The sequence below is a fragment of the Sphingomonas sp. NFR15 genome (genome assembly GCF_900103265.1).
GTDB classification, from domain to species: Bacteria; Pseudomonadota; Alphaproteobacteria; order Sphingomonadales; family Sphingomonadaceae; genus Sphingomonas; species Sphingomonas pollutisoli.
Map to the genome: position 1 here is coordinate 431,620 of NZ_FMWX01000003.1, position 17,389 is coordinate 449,008.

Sequence of the window (17,389 nt, forward strand, 5' to 3'; positions counted from 1 at the left end):
CAGTACGAACGGAACGCGCGCGACAGGCATGCCGCCGACTCGCTTGCAGAAGGTCCGAAACGGGCGTACCATCCTGCGATGAAACCGGCCCTGTTCTGTGCCGCCCCGCTCCTCGCGCTCTCCGCCCAGACCGCCGCGCCGCTGGCCGCTGACTCGAATCCACCGCCCGCCGACAGCATCGCCATCGCCGATGCCGACCAGCGCATGACCGTGCCCGTCCAGATCGCCGACGCCGGGCCGTTTCACTTCGTCGTCGATACCGGCGCGGAGCGCACCGTCATCTCGCGCGAGCTCGCGACGACGCTCGGCCTCGCCGCCGGGCGCGGCGTGCGGGTGACGGCGATGGCGAACGTCGAGCAGGTCGCGACGGTCGTGATCCCGCGCATTCGCGTCGGGCCACCCGCCAGCACCTTGAGCGGCAGCCTGATCGAGGCGCCGGCGTTCGCGGCGAGCAACATCGGCGGCGCGGGGATGCTCGGCATCGATACGCTGCAGGGCCATGCCGTCACCATCGACTTCGATCGGAACGTGATGACGGTGACGCCTTCCGCCAAGCGCAGGCACACGCCCGACGCCGCGCCCGGCGAGGTGGTGGTGCGCGCGCGCGACATGTTCGGGCAATTGGTCGTGACCGACGCCTATTTCGGCGAACGTCGCGTGCGCGTGGTGATCGACACCGGATCCGACGTCACGATGGGCAACCCCGCACTGCGACGGCTGATCGGACGCAGGACGACGCTCCGCCCGATTTCGGCGCGGGCGGTGACGGGCGTGGCGCTGCTCGCCGACTACGGGCAGATCGGGGCGGTACGGATCGGCAGCACGACAATCGACAATTTGCCGGTCGCCTTCGCCGACGCGCCGCCGTTCGCGCGCTTCGGCCTGGGCAACAAACCCGCGCTGATGCTCGGCATGGACGCGCTTCGGCTGTTCCGTCGCGTGACGATCGACTTCCCCAACCGCGAACTGCGCCTGCTGCTGCCGCGCGACGTCAAGACCGTGCCGTTGGGCGGCCTCGCACGCGCCTGACGTCAGCGCAGCGCGCGTTCGCCCTCGATCATGTAATCGCGTGTGATCGGCAGCGTGTGGCGGTTGCGCGCGAACTGGAGCTGGTAGTTGACGAGGCCGCCGTACCGGAAAGCCGCGCCCGCTCCGGCGAGATAGAATTGCCACATTCGGTAGAAGGGCTCGTCGTACAAGGCGACGATCGCGTCGCGCGCCGCCACGGTGCGATCATACCAGGCGTCGAGCGTGAAGCCATAATGCAGCCGCAGCACCTCGACGTCCGTCAGCATGAAGCGTGATCCTTCATTGGCGGCGACGATCTCGGACAAAGCGGGGTTGTAACCGCCGGGGAAGATATATTTGGTCGTCCACTTATCGGTGACGCCGGGCTTGCCGGCGCGGCCGATCGTGTGGAGCAGCATTACGCCGTCCTCGGTCAGCAGGTCGCGGCACTGGCGGAAGAAGGTGCGGTAATGCGCCGGGCCGACATGTTCGAACATGCCGACCGAGACGATCCGGTCGAACGTGCCCGTGACGTGGCGATAGTCGATCAGCTCGAAACGCACCTTGTCGGCGACGCCGGCCTCTTCGGCGCGGCGGCGCGCGACCTTGAGTTGCTCCTCCGACAAGGTAACGCCGAGCACTTCGGCGCCGGTCTTGGCGTGCAGATACAGCGCCATGCCGCCCCAGCCGCACCCGATGTCGAGCACTTTCATGCCGGGCTGGAGCGCGAGCTTGGCGGCGATATGCGCCTTCTTGTCGGCCTGCGCCTGTTCGAGCGTATTGGCGGGATCGGTGTAATAGGCGCAGCTATATTGCCGGTCGGCATCGAGGAACAGATCGTAGAGCCGGTCGGACAGGTCGTAATGGTGCGCGACGTTGCGCTTGGCGCGCTTGGCCATGTTGATCCGGCCGATGCGATGCGTCACCGCCTGAACCGCGCGGCGTTGCGGCGAGGCGGCGAGCGCGTTCGTGCCCGTCTCCCACGGATCGTTGGAGGTCAGCAGATTGACGAGATCGCGCACGTCACCCCGTTCGACGACGAGCCGGCCGTGCATATAGGCTTCGCCGGCGCCGAGCGCGGGATCGCGCAGGATCGCGGCGGCGGCCCCTTTATCGGTGAAGCGGATGGTCACCTCGGGGAAGCCGGGGGTCGGCGTGCCGAAGGTCTTGGTCTGGCCGTCGGCGTGGTGGACGACGAGCTGGCCGCGCTTGACCCGCGCGGCGAGGAAGAGATCGATCAAAGCCATGAACAGCCCCGTAACGACTTAAATCCCGGCATACCAATCGTAATCGACGTGATCTTCCCAATAGCCGCCCTTGCCGAGCCCGATGCCGGCGAGGCTCGCGACCGCGTCGATCCGCATCACATATTTGGCGTGCTTGTAGCCGAGCTGCCGCTCGACCCGCAGCCGCACCGGCGCGCCGTGGCCGACATCGAGGACATGGTCGTTGAGTGCCCAGGCGAGGATCGTCTGCGGGTGGAAGGCATCGACCAGATCGATCGATTCGTAATAGGGCGCGCCGCCGTACAGATCGGCACAGGTGAACACGATGTAGCGCGCCGCGTCGCGAATGCCCGCGGCGTTGAGCAAGGTGGCCAGTCGTGGTCCGTGCCATTTGCCGATCGCGCTCCAGCCCTCGACACAATCGTGGCGGGTGATCTGGGTGCGCGCCGGCAGACCGCGAAGTTGCGCCAGCGAAAGGCTGAGCGGCTTCGCCACCAGCCCGCCGACCTGCAAGCGCCAGTGCGCGAAATTCTCCGCGACCATCGCGGTATATTCGGCCGTGTTCGGATTGTGCGTGCCGTTGACGCGGAAGCGCGGCGACATCTCCGCTGCGCTGAACTCGGGCGCGAGCGCGTCCCGGTTGGTCAGCGCGCGCTGCAGGCCACGGTTCATGATCTCGCCCGAGAACAGGATTTTCCGAAGCGCCGGCACCTGCGCGACTTGATCGCAGCCTGATAGCAGCAGCCCGGCGCCGGCGGCGCCCCCGGCGATGAGCGTGCGGCGGGTGATGAGGCTCATGCCGCCTCCTCCGGCACGCGCCAGCGCCCGGTCAGCATCGATCCCACCTCGTTGATCGGCCCGGCGAGGATCACCAGGACGAGATGGATGACGATGAAGCCGGTCAGCCCCGAGGCGGCGATGAAATGGATCGACCGTGCCGATTGTCGTCCGCCGAACAGATCGAGCAGCCACGGCCAGGCCGCGTCCATCGCCGGCGACATGGCGAGGCCGGTCAGGATCATCACCGGGATCAGGATGAAGATGACGAGCACGTAGGAGAGTTTCTGGAAGATATTGTACGCGCGCGGATCGGCGGGATCGTGGAAGCGAAAGGCGAGATGCTCGCGCAGGTCATGCCACAGATTTGCCGCCGATAGGTCGCGCAGCCGCACGCGAAGATCGCGCGCGAAGTGGCGGTTGGCGACGCTCACGATCATATAGGCGAGCAGGCTGAACGCCAGCACCAGCGCGAACAGCAGATGCCAGCGCCGCGCGATCGCGAGGTTGTAATGCGCCGGGATCGTCACATAGCTCGGCCAGTGGATCGTGTTGAGCCACGGGTGGTCGAAGTTGGCGCCGTACGCGCCCCAGTAGAGATGCGGATGCGCGTTGAGGATCGTCAGCCCGCTACCGATCATGATGAAGATCGTGACCGCGTTGAGCCAGTGCCACAGCCGCGTCGCCACGCGGTGGCGGTAGATCGTGCGCGGCGCGGGCGGCGCATCGGCGGGAGCGGGGGAGGGCGTGGCTATGGTCATCGTCATACCCTTATTCGCCGGTGATACCGAAACGGTTACATGCGTCGCGCGATTTTGTAGAGGCACGAGGGTCACAGGGAAACAGCGCGCGATGGCCGACCAGCATTTCTACGAACCCGCAAACGGCCACGGCCTCGCGCACGATCCGCTGAACGCGATCATCGCGCCGCGCCCGATCGGCTGGGTCAGCACGGTGAGCGCGAGCGGCGTGCGCAACCTCGCGCCGTACAGCTTCTTCACATTGTTCAACTATCGTCCGCCGATCATCGGCTTCTCGTCGATCGGCTGGAAGGACAATGCCGCCAACATCGCCGCGACCGGCGAGTTCGTCTGGAACCTCGCGACCCGGCCGCTCGCCGAGGTGATGAACGCCAGTTCCGCGATGGTCGGCCCGGAGGTCGATGAGTTCGAGCTGGCGGGGATCGCGGCGCTGCCGTCGCGGCTGGTCAGGCCCGACCGCGTCGCCGGCAGCCCGGTGCAGTTCGAATGCCGCGCGACGCAGACGCTGCGGCTCGAATCGAAGGAACGCCAGGCGCTTGATACCTGGGTGATGTTCGGCGAGGTGATCGGCGTGCATATCGACCATGATCTGCTCGAAGACGGCGTGTACCAGACCGGCCGCGCCCGCGCGATCCTGCGCGGCGGCGGCCCGGCCGACTATTTCGAGGTCGGCGAGGACAATCTCTTCAAGATGTTCCGCCCCGGTTAGCCGTAAGCGCGTACGAAGAACACGATCGTCGTCACCGCCGTCACCGCGAGCGTCCAGCCGCGCACCATGCCCGGCGTGAGCCGCTTGCCGAGCTTTGCGCCGAGCCAGCCGCCGAACACCGCGCCGATTAGCATCGGCAGGCCCGCGTCCCAGCGCACCAGCCCGGTCGCGACGAACACGATCGATGCCGCCGTGTTGGCGACCGCGAGCATCAGCGTGCGCGGCGCGAACAGCGCGCGGGGCGTGATATGCGCGAGCAGCCCGTAGGTCGCGGTGAGCATCATGCCGACGCCGCCGCCGAAATAGCCGCCATAGATGCCGAGCAGCGCTTGCCCGACGATCAGCGTGCGCGGGCCGATCGTGACGACGCGGTGCAGTGCCACCGCCGCGCGTGGCCCGAACGCGATGACGAGGCCAGCGGTGAGCAGCAGCCACGGGATCATCAGATCGAACACATGCGTCGGGGTGGAGACGAGCAGCAGGCTCCCGCCGAGGCTGCCGACGAAGGCGATCACCGCCAGCAGCCGCACATCGACTCCGCCGAGCGGACGAAGCTCATCGCGGAACGCCCAGGCGCTCGTCGCCGCACCTGGCAGCAGCGACACGTTCGAGGTCGCGTTGGCGGCGTTGGCGGGCAATCCGAGCGCGATCAGCGCGGGCAGCGTCGCGAACGTGCCGCCGCCGGCCAGCGCGTTCATCGCCCCGCCGAAGACGCCGGCGCCGGCGGCGAGGGCGATGGTCTGGACGGTCACATCATCTCCAACGCGGGCCGAACCTCAGCATTCTCGCCCATATCGCAGGAAATGCGGACATTCGGCGGGGTGACGTCAGCCGAGCGCGGCCTGTTTCTCTTCGGCCAGGCGGTCGAGCTCGGCGCGGCTCTTCTTCTCGCTCGCGGTCTTGAGCTGGCCGCACGCGGCATCGATATCGCGGCCGCGCGGGGTGCGGACCGGCGCGGAGATGCCCGCTTCGAACACGATGTCGGAGAAGCGCCGCACGCGCTCGGGCGTCGAGGTCTCATAGGCCGCGCCGGGCCAGGGGTTGAACGGGATCAGATTGACCTTGGCGGGCAGGTCATAGTGTTTGAGCAGCCGGACCAGCTCGTGCGCATCGGCGTCGCTGTCGTTCTTGTCCTTGAGCATCACGTACTCGAAGGTGATGCGCCGCGCGTTGTTCGCGCCGGGATAATCGGCGCACGCCTGGAGCAGTTGCTCGATGCCGTATTTGCGGTTCAAGGGCACGATCTCGTCGCGGATTTCCTTGGTGACGCCGTGGAGCGACACCGCGAGATTGACGCCGATCTCCGCGCCCGCGCGCGCCATCATCGGCACCACGCCCGAGGTGGAGAGCGTGATCCGCCGCTTCGACAGCGCGAGCCCGTCGCCGTCCATGACGATGCCGAGCGCATCCTTGACCGCGTCGAAATTATAGAGCGGCTCGCCCATGCCCATCATCACGATGTTGGTGAGCATCCGCCCCTCGGGCGTGCTTGGCCATTCGCCGAGCGCGTCGCGCGCGAGCATCACCTGGCCGACGATCTCGGCGGCGGTGAGGTTGCGCACCAGCCGCATCGTGCCGGTGTGGCAGAAGCGGCAGTTGAGCGTGCAGCCGACCTGGCTCGACACGCAGAGCGTACCGCGATCGGCATCCGGGATGAAAACCGCCTCATACTCCTCGCCATCGGGCGCGCGCAGCAGCCATTTGCGCGTGCCGTCGGTCGAGACCTGCGCCTCGACCACCTCGGGCCGGCTGATCGCGAACCGCGCGGCGAGCCACGGCTGCATCGTCTTGGAGATGTCGGTCATCAGCGAAAAATCGGTGACGCCGCGATTGTAGATCCAGTGCCAGAGCTGCTTGGCGCGCAATTTGGCCTGCTTGGGTTCGAGCTGCGCGGTCTCCAGCGCCATGCGCAGTTCGAGCTTGGACAGCCCAAGCAGGTCGATACGGCCGTCCGGGCGCGGCGTCGCGGCGCGGGGGACGGGCACGGGATCGATGTGCCCGGGGATGGGCATGGAGAGGGTCACGCTGTCGGTTCCTTCATCATCCGGCACGTCCGAACACCATCGACATGCTGTAACAGATCCTTGGCTGGAGTGCCTCCCATCGGATCGAGCACCACATCAATGCCTTCACGGCGCGCGAGCTTTGTCGCTGGTACGAAATCGGCGTCGCCCGCCACGAGCACGATTTGATTGACTTGCCGTTTGAAGGCCATTGCCGCTACGTCGAGACCGAGTTTCATATCGACGCCCTTCTGCTTGGTATCGATCTCGAAATCCTCGTCGGTCAGGACGGCGCCCTCCGACGTCAGAAGCCTTTTAGTACTTGCTGGGCGTATGCGCCATTCGGAGTCGTCGTTGAGCCGGCCGAGCCGCAGCGCCACCTTGCGGACGCGTTGCAATTCGTCATGCACCGCAAAGCGAAACCTGGCTTCGGGTGTCTTTGAAAGATCGATCGCCGTGCGTGAGACCGGACGGTGAAGCTTCTTAATCAGCGGCGGGCAATCATAGAAAAAGATACGATAGAGTTCGCTGTCCTCCGCCGGACTGAACTGACCGTGAGCGACCGCACGCTCCATCAGCTTGGGGCGCATCCGATGATGGAGGTGCCAGAATGCCATCCAGCCAACCGCGAACGCTATCTTTGCAGGATCGCTTGGATCGAGTTCCGGAAATGACCATTTGAATCGGCGCAGAAAATATGCGCCATCAATGACAATCGCTGTCGGCATTCGAGCAGCCTGAAAACAAAAAGTCCCCGGGCTCGGCCTTGAGATGATGTCTGCTCTCGCGAGCGCCTCAAGACGTACTGCCGGGGACCGGATGCCGCATATTTAGCATATCCGCCCGAAAAATCAACTCACCGCCCCACACACGCCACCGCCGCCGCATCGATCGCGGTCGCCGCGCCGGCGAGCGCATAGACATCGGCGAACGGGCCACCGCTGTTCGCCAGCGTCTCGACGCTCATGCTGCGGCCGGAGCGGATCGCGGCGACGATCGCGGCGTCGGCGCGCGCATCGGGCGCCCAGGCGTCGGCGTCGGCCGCGACCAGCTCGAAGCGGCGTTCGCCGACCGACAGCGTCACACGCGCGCGGGGGTCGCGCGCGCGGCTGAGGCGGAGGTGGAGTTGGTTGCGCGCGCCGCGCGCCGGCCAGTCCGCCACGCTCGCGAATGGCCGCCAGCGGGCGCTGCCGCCGCTCCGCACCGGTTGCGCGATCGCATAGCAATGGCGCGGCGCGAGGTCGGTGAACGCGCCCCAGCTTTCGAACACGCCGATCGTCTCGCGGCCCCATGTCGGGCCGGGGGCGAGCAGCGCGAAGATCACGCCGGCGAACATCGCGCGTCGCTTTGCCTTGGAAGTCATGCCCGCGCTTTCAATCCCCTGTTGCGCAAATGCAACGGATTTTCGCGTTTATCTGAGGTTCATGCAAAGCCCGTTTCTCGCACCTATTTGGAGCATCCCCGCCCCGGACGCTGCCCGGCAATCGCGGGAATGTGTAATGGAGTGAGTATCATGCAGAAGTTTCTTGTCACCGCCGCCACCGCCGCGCTCGGCCTTGGTCTCGCTGCCCCCGCATTCGCGCAGGATGGTCCGCCGCCCGCACCGGCTGGTGCCTTCGATGGCCCGCGCATCGGCGTGCTGCTCGGGTATGACAAACTTCAGCCCGGCCGCGGGCCGGACTCGGACATCAGTAGCGATCGCAAGGCGGACGGCCTGCTCTATGGTGGCGACATCGGCTACGACAAGGATCTCGGCCAGGTCGTGATCGGCGTCGAGGGTGAAGTGACCGGCTCGACCGGCAAGGTCACCAACGCGCCGACCAGCGCAGCCGCGCTCGGCTACGGCCGGGTCAAGCAGGGCCGCGATCTCTATGCCGGCGTGCGCGTCGGCTTCAAGGCGTCGCCGACCACGCTCGTCTATGCCAAGGGCGGCTACACCAATGGCCGGCTCGACCTGACGGCGAGCGACGGCGTCACCCAGAGCGGCGCGCACTTCAATCTCGACGGTTACCGCGTCGGCGCCGGTGTCGAGGAAGCGATCGGCCGCAACACCTATGCCAAGATCGAATATCGCTATTCGAACTATGGCCGCGCCCGGTTCGAATATCCGAACGGCTCCAACACCAACAACTTCGATGTCGACACCGATCGGCACCAGATCGCGGTGGGCGTGGGCTATCGGTTCTGACCGGCGCTTCCAGGCCAAACGCCTGATTTCGGCACGGATGAGGGGTCGGGGCGCTTGCTCCGGCCCCTTTTTGCGGTAAGGAAGGAGACGGCGAATTGCCCCCGGCTTCTGACGCCTGGCGGGATGAAATGAGGGCGGCGGCCCGGGGGATTGAGATGAAGGCGACGATCGAACGCGCGACCCTTTTGAAGGGCCTCAGCCATGTCCAGTCGGTGGTGGAACGGCGCAACACCATCCCGATCCTGTCGAACGTGCTGATCGAAGCCACGCCCGAGGGCGGGCTCAAGCTGATGGCGACCGATCTCGATCTCCAGATCAACGAGACGATCGCGGCGGCGGTCGACCAGCCCGGCGCGACCACCGTGTCCGCGCACACGTTGTTCGACATCGCGCGCAAGCTGCCCGAGGGATCGCAGGTCAGCCTGTCCGCCGCCGACGGCAAGCTGACGATCGTGGCGGGCCGCGCGCGCTTCCAGCTCGGCACGCTGCCGCGCGACGATTTTCCGGTGATCGCCGAAGGCGAACTGCCGGTCAGCTTCGAACTGCCCGCCGAGACGCTCAAGCAGATCATCGACAAAACCCGTTTCGCGATCTCGACCGAGGAGACGCGCTATTATCTCAACGGCATCTTCCTCCACGTCTCGGCCGATCCGCAGCCGGTGCTCAAGGCCGCCGCGACCGACGGCCATCGCCTCGCCCGCGTGACGATGCCGCGCCCGGAAGGCGCCGAGGCGATGCCCGACGTGATCGTGCCGCGCAAATGCATCGCCGAGCTGCGCAAGCTGCTCGACGAGGTCGATGCTTTGGTCGGCGTGTCGTTGTCCTCGACCAAGATCCGCTTCGATCTCGGCCATGCGCTGCTCACCTCGAAGCTGATCGACGGCACCTTCCCCGATTACAGCCGCGTCATCCCGACCGGCAACGACAAGATCCTCAAGATCGATCCGCGCAGCTTCGAGGAGGGCGTCGACCGCGTCTCGACGATCGCGACCGAGAAGACGCGCGCGGTGAAGATGGCGCTGGACCGCGACAAGATCATCCTCTCGGTGACCAGCCCCGATAATGGCACCGCTGCCGAGGAAGTGCCCGGCGAATATACGTCGCTGCCGTTCGAGATCGGCTTCAACAGCCGCTACCTGCTCGACATCCTCGGCCAGCTCCACGGCGACACGATCGAGGTGCATCTGGCGGACGCGGCCGCGCCGACGCTGATCCGCGAGAACGACAAGGCTGCGGCGCTGTACGTGCTGATGCCGATGCGGGTGTGACCGGCGCAGCGCGCGCGGACAGGGTTGCGGCGGCGTTAATCGAAAACTGATGTCCGCGCGCTAGATCTTGCTCGATCCACTGACCGAGCACGTCCCGATGCCCCATGACACGGTTTCCGCACCGCTATATCCCGGCACGACCCGCAGCATCCTCGTCGTCGATGACAACCACACCGCGCTGGCGGTGATCGGCCGGCGGCTCGGACGGCTCGGCTACCTGCCGGTGCTGTGCGACAAGGCCGCCGACGCGCTCGATCAGGTGGCGGCGCGGCGCTTCGACCTCGTGCTCGCCGACATGGTGATGCCGGGCATGTCGGGGATGCAATTGCTGCGCGCCTTGCGGTCCAGCCCGGAAGCGCGCGACGTGCCGGTGATCCTGCTGACCAGCCGTTCCGATCCCGCCGCCGCGATCGACGCGCTCGCCGCCGGTGCCGACGACCATGTCGCCAAGCCGTTCGACTTCGACGTGCTGGTCGCGCGGATCGAGCATGTGATCGGCCAGGCGCGGCGTCTCGCCGACCTCAAGACTTCCAACGCCGCGCTCGACGCGCGCATCGCCGAGCGTGCGATCGAGCTCGGCGAGGCCCAGGCCGAACTCGCCGCCACCCGCGCCGACCGCCAGCGGCTCATCGCCTCGCTTCAGGCGCTCAACGACCGGGTCGAACTGGCGGGCTGCTGATTCGTCCGATCAGCGGCGTTCATGATGGCCGGGCCGGCGCGTGGATCGCCACGGTCAGCCCGGCAAGCGGCTGTTCGGGCAAGGTCGCGATCCGCGTCGCGTCGGCGCGGGCGCGCGCGAGAACCCCGTCGGGTACGTCGCCCGCGATGAACAGCCGCTCGGCCTGCGCGAGCCAGCGCGCCTCGCGCAAGGTGAGGTCGTCGGGATCGCCCGAGCGCAAGCGGATATGAACGAGACCGGCTGGGACGTCTCCGGCATGGTCCAGCCAGCGTTCCACCGCCCCCGGCCCGGCCGTGAACGGGTCGAGCGCGCCGCCTTCGCCGAACGCGGCGCCGAGTGCCATCCGGCGCGCGCCCGCATCGGCGAAGCGCGCGCGAACCGCGCCGCGCGCGGCGAACAGCGCTTCGGCGAGCCGCCCGAGCGTCGGCGGCAGCAGCGCTTCGAGCCGCTGGCGCAGGGCCGCGGCCAACCCCGCCGACACACCGCCGGTGCCGATCGCGACGATGACGGGTGAGCGATCGACGATCGCGGGGAGGGTGAAGTCGCACAAGGCCGGGCGATCGACCGCGTTGACGAGCACGCCGCGCGCCTTGAGGCGCGCGACGACGGCCTGCGCCTCGGTCTCGTCCTCGATCGCGACGATCGCGAGCGCGGCGGTGCCGTCCTCGTCGACCACCACCGCGCCGGCGCGTTCCAGAAGCCGTCGCTTCGCCGCCGCCGCGTCGCCATCGCCCACCAGTATCACCGCCCGGCCCCGCGCCGCGACGAAGATCGGCAGGCTGGCGAGGCTCACGCGGTCAGCCACTCCGGCAGGCGTTCGGCGGCGAGGATCGTCTCGGGCTGGATGCGATCGGCGACGACGGCGTAGCGGTCGCCGCTCACCAGCACCTCGGGCACCAAAGCACGACTGTTGTAGGTGCTCGCCATTGTCGCGCCATAGGCGCCGGCGGTGCGGAAGATCGCGAGATCGCCCGATTCGACCGAGTCGATGTCGCGGCCCATCGCGAAGGTGTCGCCGCTTTCGCAGACCGGGCCGGCGATGTTGGCGGTCATCCGCGCGCCGGTCGGGCGCACCGCCGCGAAATCATGCCAGGCGTCGTACATCGCGGGCCGGGCGAGATCGTTCATCGCGGCATCGACGATGACATAGGGGTTGGTCACGCCGGGCTTGACCCAGATCACGCGCGTCAGCAGCACGCCGGCATTGCCCGCGATCACCCGGCCGGGTTCGAACATCAGCGTCGCGTTCCAGCCATCGGTGACGCGGGCGACCATCGCGCCATAGGCGGCGGGGCTGGGGAACACGTCGCCGGCCTTGTAGGGCACGCCGAGTCCGCCACCGAGATCGACATGGCTGATCGCATGGCCGGCGGCGCGCAGTTCCTGCACGAGCTGGCCGATTCGGCGATAGGCCGCCTCGAGCGGGGCAAGCTCCGAAAGCTGGCTGCCGATATGGATCGCGACGCCGCGCAGGTTGAGTCCGGGCAGCCCCGCCAGCCGATCGAAGATCGCGCGCGCCTCGCTGATCGGCACGCCGAACTTGTTCTCGGCCTTGCCGGTCGAGATCTTGGCGTGGGTGCCGGCATCGACATCGGGGTTCACGCGCAGCACGGCATCGGCGGTTTGACCGCGCGCCGCCGCGAGGGCCGCCAGCACGGCGCCTTCTTCCTCGAGCTCGAGGTTGAACTGGCCGAGTCCGACGTCGAGCGCCTTGGTCAGTTCACCGACCGTCTTGCCCACGCCCGAGAACACGATGTCCGATGCCGGTATCCCCGCCGCGATCGCGCGCGCCAGTTCGCCGCCCGAGACGACGTCGGCGCCGTACCCCGCATTGGCGAGCAGCCGCAGCACGGCGAGATTGGGATTGGCCTTGATCGCATAGGCGATGTGCTTGCGCTTCACCCCGGCGAGGCCCTCGCGGAACACCTCGGCGTGGCGCGTGAAGGTCGCCGCCGAATAGACGTAGACGGGGGAGCCGACGTCCGCCGCGATCCGCTCGAGCGACACGCCCTCGCAGTGCATGACGCCGTCGACCAGCGCGAAATGATCCATCGGAATGCCGTTCAGTTATGGGGTGGAAGATCGAACTCGTCGCCGCGGCGCGTTTCCGATTTCTTGAGCAATTCGTCGCTGCGCTCGGGCCTAGCCTGGGTGGGCGGGGTGAGCAATTGCGTCGCGGTCGGCGTCGCGCGGGCGCCGTACGGCGCGATCGGCAGATGCTGATTGCTGGCGGGCTTGAGGTCCGACGCCGAACCGCAACCGCCGAGCGCGAGCACGCCCGCGAGGACCAGACGCTTCATGCCAGTTGCTCCCGTGCCGCCGCGATGGCGGCACGAACGCGCGCTGGCGCGGTGCCGCCGAAGCTGGTGCGGCTCGCCACCGACGCATCGACCGAGAGCACGCCGTACACGCGATCGTCGATCCGCGCGTCGATCGCGACGAGGTCGTCGAGCGGGAGCTTGTCGAGCGCGACGCCGAGTTCCTCTGCGCGCTTCACCGCGCGGCCGGTGATGTGGTGCGCCTCGCGGAACGGGATGCCGCCCTCGCGCACCAGCCAGTCGGCGAGATCGGTCGCGGTCGAGAAGCCCGCCTCGGCGGCGGCGCGCATACGCTCGGTTCGGAAAGTGGCGCTTTCGACCATGCCGGTCATCGCCGCGATCGACAGGCCGAGCAGGTCGTGCGCCTCGAACACCGGTGGCTTGTCGTCCTGCATGTCCTTCGAATAGGCGAGCGGCAGCCCCTTCATCGTCACCATCAAGGCGGTGAGGCAGCCGATGATGCGGCCGCTATGCCCGCGCACCAGCTCGGCGGCATCGGGGTTGCGCTTCTGCGGCATGATCGACGAGCCGGTCGACCATTGATCCGACAGCGAGACGAAGCCGAACGGCTGCGACGCCCACAGGATGAACTCCTCGGCGAGACGCGACAGGTGCAGCGCGGTCTGCGCGGCGGCGGTGAGATAGTCGATCGCGAAGTCCCGGTCCGAAACCGCATCGAGAGAGTTGCACGTCGGGCCGTCGAAGCCGAGCGCGGCGGCGGTCATCGCGCGGTCGATCGGGAAGCCGGTGCCGGCCAGCGCGGCCGAGCCGAGCGGGCTGCGGTTGCCGCGCGCGCGCGCATCGGCGAAGCGGCTGCGGTCGCGCGCGGTCATCTCGAAATAGGCCATTAGATGATGGCCGAGCGTGACCGGCTGCGCGCTTTGCAAGTGGGTGAAGCCCGGCATCACGCTGTCGGCATGGTCCTCGGCGCGGGCGAGAAGCGCCAACTGGAAGCCCTTGAGCGCGGCATCGACCTGATCGATCGCATCGCGCACCCACAAACGGAAATCGGTCGCGACCTGATCGTTGCGCGAGCGCGCGGTGTGCAGCCGTCCCGCGACCGGGCCGATCGCCTCGGCGAGCCGCGCCTCGCTCTGCATGTGGATGTCCTCGAGCGCCATGTCCTCGGCGACGCCGTTCGCTTCATAGTGCGCGGCGACCGTGTCGAGCCCGGCCGAGATCACAGCGGCATCCTCGGCCGCGACGATGCCGGTCGCGCCGAGCATCGCGACATGCGCCTTCGAGCCCGCGACGTCCTGCCGCCAGAGGCGCTTGTCGAACGGGATCGAGGCATTTATCTCGCGCATCACCGCCGCCGGGCCTTCCGCGAAACGGCCGCCCCACATCGCATTGGATGCGTCCTTCATGTCCTTACGCTCGACGATCGTGCCGCTCCCTGCCTTGGTGCTGCTCACTCTGATGACTGGCTGTGGCGATAAGCAAGACTCCACCAAGGAGCAAGCGGTGCCGCGCGCTGCGCCGACCGCTTCGGCGAGCCCCTCGCCCACGCCTGCCGCCACCTCGACGGCGGACGCCCCCAAGGAAGGCGAGAAGGTGCCGGTCGATCCGATCGGAACGATCGACCGCAGCCACAAGGGCGAGGCCGCCCCCGATGTCAGCTTCGACGACGCGCACGACAAGCCCACCACGATCGCCGCGTTCAAGGGCAAGCCGGTGCTGGTCAATCTGTGGGCGACCTGGTGCGGGCCGTGCGTCGCTGAAATGCCGACGCTGGAGAAGGCCGCCGCGACCTTCCATGTCGCCGCGATCAGCCAGGACAAGGATCGCGGTACCGTCTCCGCCCATTTCGCGAAGAAGGGCTTCACGCGGCTTCAGCCGTATCTCGATTCGAAGGTGGGCCTGAGCATTGCGTTCAACGCCAGCCTGCCGACCAGTATCCTCTACGATTCGACGGGCCATGAAGTGTGGCGGATGGTCGGCGGAATGGACTGGACCACCCCGACCGCGCAGGCGCTGCTCGCCGAGGCGAAGTAAGAAGGTTTTGCACGCGGAGGCGCGAAGCAGCATATCGTCGCCCCGGCGAAGGCCGGGGCCGCTGCGTTGCTTTGCGAACCTGTTGCCCCAAACATAGCGGCCCCGGCCTTCGCCGGGGCGACGCAAATTGGCGCGCAGAACAAGAGGAGAGCCGCAAGGCGGCAGAGAATCCCTCCGGCCTTTGCGCCTCGGCGCGACAATCAGTCGGCGATCTTCACGATCGCATCGACCTCGACGACCGCGCCGAGCGGGAGCACCGGCACGCCGACCGCGCTGCGGGCGTGCTTGCCGGCGTCGCCGAACAGTTCGACCATCAGGTCCGACGCGCCGTTGGCGACCTTGGGCTGGTCGGTGAAATCGGCCGCCGAATTGATGAACACGCCGAGCTTCACGATCCGCTCGACTCGGTGCAGGCCGCCGAGCGCCGCCTTCATCTGCGCGACCAGCATCAGCGCGCAGCGTTGCGCGGCGTGCGTGCCATAGGCGACGTCGCGGTCCTCGCCGAGCCGCCCGGTCATCAGCGCGCCGTCGTCGAACGGCAACTGGCCGGAGATGTGGAGCAGCCCCGACGCTTCGACAGCCGCCACATAGGAGGCGACCGGCGCGGCGGCGACGGGCAGGGTGAGGCCGAGTTCGGCGAGCTTGCGGTCGATACGGTCGGTCATGATGCGTCTCTCTCAGGGAAGGAAGCGGGCAGGCCGGCGGCGAAGCGATCGGCGATCCACGCCTGCGCGTCCTGCCAGTCATCGATCCGCGCGTGTGCGTAAGGCGCTGCCGGCACGTTGGGCGCGAGATCAGGTTCGGAGATCATGTGCAGCCGGTGGACGTGCGGCGCGTGTTTCGCGACCGATTCGTGATGCACGGCGAGATCATCGACGAACACCGCGACGCTCGCGTCATATTCGGCAACGAGCCGTGCGACCGGATCGCCCTTGCCGCCCTGGTTGGTCTCGACCCGGTGGCGGATGTCGAAGCGCGCGAGCTGCTCGATCCGCGCATCGCGGACATGATCCTGCAAATTCGTCAGCACGACGATGTCGGCCACGTCGCTCAGCGCCGCCAGCGCCTCGCGCGCATGCGGCACCAAGGTCTGGCGCTCCATTTCGCCGGGGAAGAAGCCGCCGAGATAGCCCCACATCTCCTCGGTGCTCGGCCGTTCGCCATTGGCGCGGCGCATGCTGGTGAACATTTCCGGGCCGGCGACGTCGAAGTCGATATCATGCGATTCGCGCAGCCACACGCCGAAGTGCCGCACCATGTGCAGCAGCACCTCGTCGCAATCGGTGATGAGCAGGGGCCGGCTCACAGGTCGAACCTCCCGCCGTCGAGCGCGTGGTGCGCGGTGACGATCGATTCGGGCCGCACGCCGAGGGCGTCGGCGCAGGCGACCAGATCGGGCTCGTAATTTTCGAGGAAGCCGAGCACCGCCGCCAGCACCGCAGGCTCGCCGGCGCGGGCGCGCAGATCGTCGGGCATCAGCCCGGTGGTGTCGAGCAGGCGCTGCGCGCGATCGGGTTCGGCGAGGGTCCACACCAGCGCGCGCAGCGCCAGCTCGGTCGCGTCGGCATTTGTATCGGGCGCGCGCATTGCGTAACCAGCGCTTTCAAGTCGAGGTTCGGATCGGGGTGGACGTGGCAAAAAGGGTGCTCGTTGTCGAGGACAACGAACTCAACCTCAAACTTTTCTGCGATCTGCTGCGCGCCCATGCGTTCGTGACCGAGGGCCTGCGCGACGGACGCGAGGCGGTGGCGCGCGCGCGCGATTTCGCGCCGGATCTGATCATCACCGACATCCAGCTCCCGCATGTCACCGGCTTCGAGCTCATCACGCAGTTGAAGGGCGATCCGGCGCTGCGCGAGATCCCGATCATGGCGGTGACGGCCTATGCCGGGCGCGAAGACGAGGAGCGGATTCGCGGCGCGGGGGCCGACGCCTATGTCTCCAAGCCGATTTCGCTGATGCGATTCGTCGAGACGGTCAACGCGCTGATGGCGCCGTGACGTACCAAAACTGACATGCCAAAAAGCCGCCGAGGTCGCCCCCGCGGCTCTTGATCTCCGCTTGCGCGGGAATGATCCAAAGGCGGCTTACGCCGCCCTTTAGATCACTTGATCTTGGCTTCCTTGAACTCGACATGCTTGCGCACGACCGGATCGTACTTCTTGAAGCTCAGCTTCTCGGTCTTGGTGCGCGGGTTCTTCTTGGTCACGTAGAAGAAGCCAGTGTCAGCCGAGCTGATGAGCTTGATCTTGACGGTGGTTGGCTTGGCCATGAGCCCTGTTTCCTGCAAATCGTAAAAAAGCAAAGGCGGCCGCGATGGGCCGCCCCGTAGGCGAAGCGCGTTGGCGCACGCGGCCGGAATTGTCAAGCCTCGCGCCCGCGTTAACGCGACCGATACCCTCGCGCGCTTAGCGCGGTCGCATGGCGATGTCGCTTCCAATACCCCGCCGGGCGGGC

Annotated in this window: 22 protein-coding genes; 7 read left to right on the forward strand and 15 right to left on the reverse strand. The window is 67.4% G+C overall.

The annotated features are described in order from the left end of the window. Nucleotides 1–78 precede the first annotated feature (78 nt). On the forward strand, nucleotides 79–1,029 hold the full coding sequence (locus tag BLS81_RS10020) for an aspartyl protease family protein (RefSeq protein WP_093223492.1): 951 nt from the start codon (nucleotides 79–81) through the stop codon (nucleotides 1,027–1,029). A 2-nt stretch (nucleotides 1,030–1,031) separates the two neighbouring features. Here BLS81_RS10020 and BLS81_RS10025 read toward each other — a convergent pair whose 3' ends face one another. Genes BLS81_RS10025 through BLS81_RS10035 form a run of 3 tightly spaced genes read right to left on the reverse strand, consistent with a single transcriptional unit; the run spans nucleotide 1,032 to nucleotide 3,772 of the window. Continuing rightward, entirely contained in the window at nucleotides 1,032–2,255 is a 1,224-nt protein-coding gene (locus tag BLS81_RS10025; protein ID WP_093223494.1) for an SAM-dependent methyltransferase, read from the reverse strand. An 18-nt stretch (nucleotides 2,256–2,273) separates the two neighbouring features. Next, nucleotides 2,274–3,032 (reverse strand): molybdopterin-dependent oxidoreductase, encoded by a 759-nt coding sequence (locus tag BLS81_RS10030; protein WP_093223495.1) that lies wholly within the window; start codon nucleotides 3,030–3,032, stop codon nucleotides 2,274–2,276. Next, nucleotides 3,029–3,772 (reverse strand): cytochrome b/b6 domain-containing protein, encoded by a 744-nt coding sequence (locus tag BLS81_RS10035; protein WP_093223759.1) that lies wholly within the window; start codon nucleotides 3,770–3,772, stop codon nucleotides 3,029–3,031. The genes BLS81_RS10030 and BLS81_RS10035 overlap by 4 nt, the downstream gene beginning before the upstream one ends. Nucleotides 3,773–3,863: 91 nt before the next feature. Here BLS81_RS10035 and BLS81_RS10040 point away from each other — a divergent pair, with 91 nt between their 5' ends. Then, a complete protein-coding gene (locus tag BLS81_RS10040) occupies nucleotides 3,864–4,481 on the forward strand; it encodes a flavin reductase family protein (RefSeq protein ID WP_093223497.1) in 618 nt (205 codons plus the stop codon). On the opposite strand, the gene BLS81_RS10045 is transcribed toward BLS81_RS10040, so the two are convergent. The 4 genes from BLS81_RS10045 to BLS81_RS10060 all read right to left on the reverse strand — a co-directional run bounded on the left by BLS81_RS10045 (nucleotide 4,478) and on the right by BLS81_RS10060 (nucleotide 7,820). Then, the gene (locus BLS81_RS10045; RefSeq protein WP_093223498.1) at nucleotides 4,478–5,233 is read right to left on the reverse strand and encodes a sulfite exporter TauE/SafE family protein; all 756 of its coding nucleotides are present in this window, start codon (nucleotides 5,231–5,233) and stop codon (nucleotides 4,478–4,480) included. The two genes, BLS81_RS10040 and BLS81_RS10045, sit on opposite strands and share 4 nt — an antisense overlap. Before the next feature lie 75 nt (nucleotides 5,234–5,308). After that, nucleotides 5,309–6,493, reverse strand: coding sequence for a dual-specificity RNA methyltransferase RlmN (rlmN, locus tag BLS81_RS10050; protein WP_093223500.1), 1,185 nt, complete (start codon nucleotides 6,491–6,493; stop codon nucleotides 5,309–5,311). 8 nt (nucleotides 6,494–6,501) lie between these two features. Further along, nucleotides 6,502–7,212, reverse strand: coding sequence for an NYN domain-containing protein (locus tag BLS81_RS10055; RefSeq protein WP_093223501.1), 711 nt, complete (start codon nucleotides 7,210–7,212; stop codon nucleotides 6,502–6,504). A gap of 128 nt (nucleotides 7,213–7,340) precedes the next feature. Beyond that, the gene (locus BLS81_RS10060; protein WP_093223761.1) at nucleotides 7,341–7,820 is read right to left on the reverse strand and encodes a hypothetical protein; all 480 of its coding nucleotides are present in this window, start codon (nucleotides 7,818–7,820) and stop codon (nucleotides 7,341–7,343) included. 177 nt (nucleotides 7,821–7,997) lie between these two features. On the opposite strand from BLS81_RS10060, the gene BLS81_RS10065 reads away from it, so the two are divergent. The 3 genes from BLS81_RS10065 (at nucleotide 7,998) to BLS81_RS10075 (ending at nucleotide 10,619) form a co-directional block, all read left to right on the forward strand. Beyond that, nucleotides 7,998–8,672, forward strand: a complete 675-nt coding sequence (locus BLS81_RS10065) for an outer membrane protein (protein ID WP_093223503.1) — start codon at nucleotides 7,998–8,000, stop codon at nucleotides 8,670–8,672. A gap of 155 nt (nucleotides 8,673–8,827) precedes the next feature. Further along, nucleotides 8,828–9,940: a DNA polymerase III subunit beta gene (dnaN, locus tag BLS81_RS10070; RefSeq protein WP_093223504.1), complete on the forward strand. Its 1,113-nt coding sequence runs from the start codon at nucleotides 8,828–8,830 to the stop codon at nucleotides 9,938–9,940. A 67-nt stretch (nucleotides 9,941–10,007) separates the two neighbouring features. After that, the gene (locus BLS81_RS10075; protein ID WP_256326172.1) at nucleotides 10,008–10,619 is read left to right on the forward strand and encodes a response regulator; all 612 of its coding nucleotides are present in this window, start codon (nucleotides 10,008–10,010) and stop codon (nucleotides 10,617–10,619) included. Nucleotides 10,620–10,638: 19 nt separating this feature from the next. Here the strand turns inward: BLS81_RS10075 and BLS81_RS10080 are convergent, their stop codons facing one another. Genes BLS81_RS10080 through argH form a run of 4 tightly spaced genes read right to left on the reverse strand, consistent with a single transcriptional unit; the run spans nucleotide 10,639 to nucleotide 14,283 of the window. Then, on the reverse strand, nucleotides 10,639–11,424 hold the full coding sequence (locus tag BLS81_RS10080) for a precorrin-2 dehydrogenase/sirohydrochlorin ferrochelatase family protein (RefSeq protein WP_371128269.1): 786 nt from the start codon (nucleotides 11,422–11,424) through the stop codon (nucleotides 10,639–10,641). Next, a complete protein-coding gene (gene lysA, locus BLS81_RS10085) occupies nucleotides 11,409–12,671 on the reverse strand; it encodes a diaminopimelate decarboxylase (protein ID WP_093223506.1) in 1,263 nt (420 codons plus the stop codon). The genes BLS81_RS10080 and lysA overlap by 16 nt, the downstream gene beginning before the upstream one ends. Before the next feature lie 11 nt (nucleotides 12,672–12,682). Next, nucleotides 12,683–12,919 (reverse strand): hypothetical protein, encoded by a 237-nt coding sequence (locus tag BLS81_RS10090; RefSeq protein ID WP_093223507.1) that lies wholly within the window; start codon nucleotides 12,917–12,919, stop codon nucleotides 12,683–12,685. Beyond that, on the reverse strand, nucleotides 12,916–14,283 hold the full coding sequence (gene argH, locus BLS81_RS10095) for an argininosuccinate lyase (RefSeq protein ID WP_176787126.1): 1,368 nt from the start codon (nucleotides 14,281–14,283) through the stop codon (nucleotides 12,916–12,918). Before argH ends, BLS81_RS10090 begins: the two co-directional genes overlap by 4 nt. 118 nt (nucleotides 14,284–14,401) lie before the next feature. Here argH and BLS81_RS10100 point away from each other — a divergent pair, with 118 nt between their 5' ends. After that, entirely contained in the window at nucleotides 14,402–14,932 is a 531-nt protein-coding gene (locus BLS81_RS10100; protein ID WP_371128271.1) for a TlpA family protein disulfide reductase, read from the forward strand. Between the two features lie 200 nt (nucleotides 14,933–15,132). On the opposite strand, the gene BLS81_RS10105 is transcribed toward BLS81_RS10100, so the two are convergent. Genes BLS81_RS10105 through BLS81_RS10115 form a run of 3 tightly spaced genes read right to left on the reverse strand, consistent with a single transcriptional unit; the run spans nucleotide 15,133 to nucleotide 16,519 of the window. Then, nucleotides 15,133–15,597, reverse strand: a complete 465-nt coding sequence (locus BLS81_RS10105; protein WP_093223512.1) for a RidA family protein — start codon at nucleotides 15,595–15,597, stop codon at nucleotides 15,133–15,135. After that, complete coding sequence (locus tag BLS81_RS10110; protein WP_093223765.1) at nucleotides 15,594–16,190, reverse strand: hypothetical protein; 597 nt, start codon at nucleotides 16,188–16,190, stop codon at nucleotides 15,594–15,596. Before BLS81_RS10110 ends, BLS81_RS10105 begins: the two co-directional genes overlap by 4 nt. Before the next feature lie 44 nt (nucleotides 16,191–16,234). Next, the gene (locus BLS81_RS10115) at nucleotides 16,235–16,519 is read right to left on the reverse strand and encodes a DUF3572 domain-containing protein (RefSeq protein WP_093223513.1); all 285 of its coding nucleotides are present in this window, start codon (nucleotides 16,517–16,519) and stop codon (nucleotides 16,235–16,237) included. Between the two features lie 44 nt (nucleotides 16,520–16,563). Here BLS81_RS10115 and BLS81_RS10120 point away from each other — a divergent pair, with 44 nt between their 5' ends. After that, nucleotides 16,564–16,932 (forward strand): response regulator, encoded by a 369-nt coding sequence (locus BLS81_RS10120; protein ID WP_093223767.1) that lies wholly within the window; start codon nucleotides 16,564–16,566, stop codon nucleotides 16,930–16,932. 104 nt (nucleotides 16,933–17,036) lie between these two features. Here BLS81_RS10120 and rpmG read toward each other — a convergent pair whose 3' ends face one another. Continuing rightward, nucleotides 17,037–17,204, reverse strand: a complete 168-nt coding sequence (rpmG, locus tag BLS81_RS10125) for a 50S ribosomal protein L33 (protein ID WP_069203621.1) — start codon at nucleotides 17,202–17,204, stop codon at nucleotides 17,037–17,039. Nucleotides 17,205–17,389 lie beyond the last annotated feature (185 nt).

Excerpts from the sequence above, each read along its gene's own strand:
- BLS81_RS10020 (WP_093223492.1), top strand. The coding sequence starts at position 79 with ATGAAACCGGCCCTGTTCTGTGCCGCCCCGCTCCTCGCGCTCTCCGCC.
- BLS81_RS10025 (WP_093223494.1), bottom strand. The coding sequence starts at position 2,255 with ATGGCTTTGATCGATCTCTTCCTCGCCGCGCGGGTCAAGCGCGGCCAG.
- BLS81_RS10030 (WP_093223495.1), bottom strand. The coding sequence starts at position 3,032 with ATGAGCCTCATCACCCGCCGCACGCTCATCGCCGGGGGCGCCGCCGGC.
- BLS81_RS10035 (WP_093223759.1), bottom strand. The coding sequence starts at position 3,772 with ATGACCATAGCCACGCCCTCCCCCGCTCCCGCCGATGCGCCGCCCGCG.
- BLS81_RS10040 (WP_093223497.1), top strand. The coding sequence starts at position 3,864 with ATGGCCGACCAGCATTTCTACGAACCCGCAAACGGCCACGGCCTCGCG.
- rlmN (WP_093223500.1), bottom strand. The coding sequence starts at position 6,493 with ATGCCCATCCCCGGGCACATCGATCCCGTGCCCGTCCCCCGCGCCGCG.
- BLS81_RS10055 (WP_093223501.1), bottom strand. The coding sequence starts at position 7,212 with ATGCCGACAGCGATTGTCATTGATGGCGCATATTTTCTGCGCCGATTC.
- BLS81_RS10060 (WP_093223761.1), bottom strand. The coding sequence starts at position 7,820 with ATGTTCGCCGGCGTGATCTTCGCGCTGCTCGCCCCCGGCCCGACATGG.
- BLS81_RS10065 (WP_093223503.1), top strand. The coding sequence starts at position 7,998 with ATGCAGAAGTTTCTTGTCACCGCCGCCACCGCCGCGCTCGGCCTTGGT.
- dnaN (WP_093223504.1), top strand. The coding sequence starts at position 8,828 with ATGAAGGCGACGATCGAACGCGCGACCCTTTTGAAGGGCCTCAGCCAT.
- lysA (WP_093223506.1), bottom strand. The coding sequence starts at position 12,671 with ATGGATCATTTCGCGCTGGTCGACGGCGTCATGCACTGCGAGGGCGTG.
- BLS81_RS10090 (WP_093223507.1), bottom strand. The coding sequence starts at position 12,919 with ATGAAGCGTCTGGTCCTCGCGGGCGTGCTCGCGCTCGGCGGTTGCGGT.
- argH (WP_176787126.1), bottom strand. The coding sequence starts at position 14,283 with ATGTGGGGCGGCCGTTTCGCGGAAGGCCCGGCGGCGGTGATGCGCGAG.
- BLS81_RS10105 (WP_093223512.1), bottom strand. The coding sequence starts at position 15,597 with ATGACCGACCGTATCGACCGCAAGCTCGCCGAACTCGGCCTCACCCTG.
- BLS81_RS10110 (WP_093223765.1), bottom strand. The coding sequence starts at position 16,190 with ATGGTGCGGCACTTCGGCGTGTGGCTGCGCGAATCGCATGATATCGAC.
- BLS81_RS10115 (WP_093223513.1), bottom strand. The coding sequence starts at position 16,519 with ATGCGCGCGCCCGATACAAATGCCGACGCGACCGAGCTGGCGCTGCGC.
- rpmG (WP_069203621.1), bottom strand. The coding sequence starts at position 17,204 with ATGGCCAAGCCAACCACCGTCAAGATCAAGCTCATCAGCTCGGCTGAC.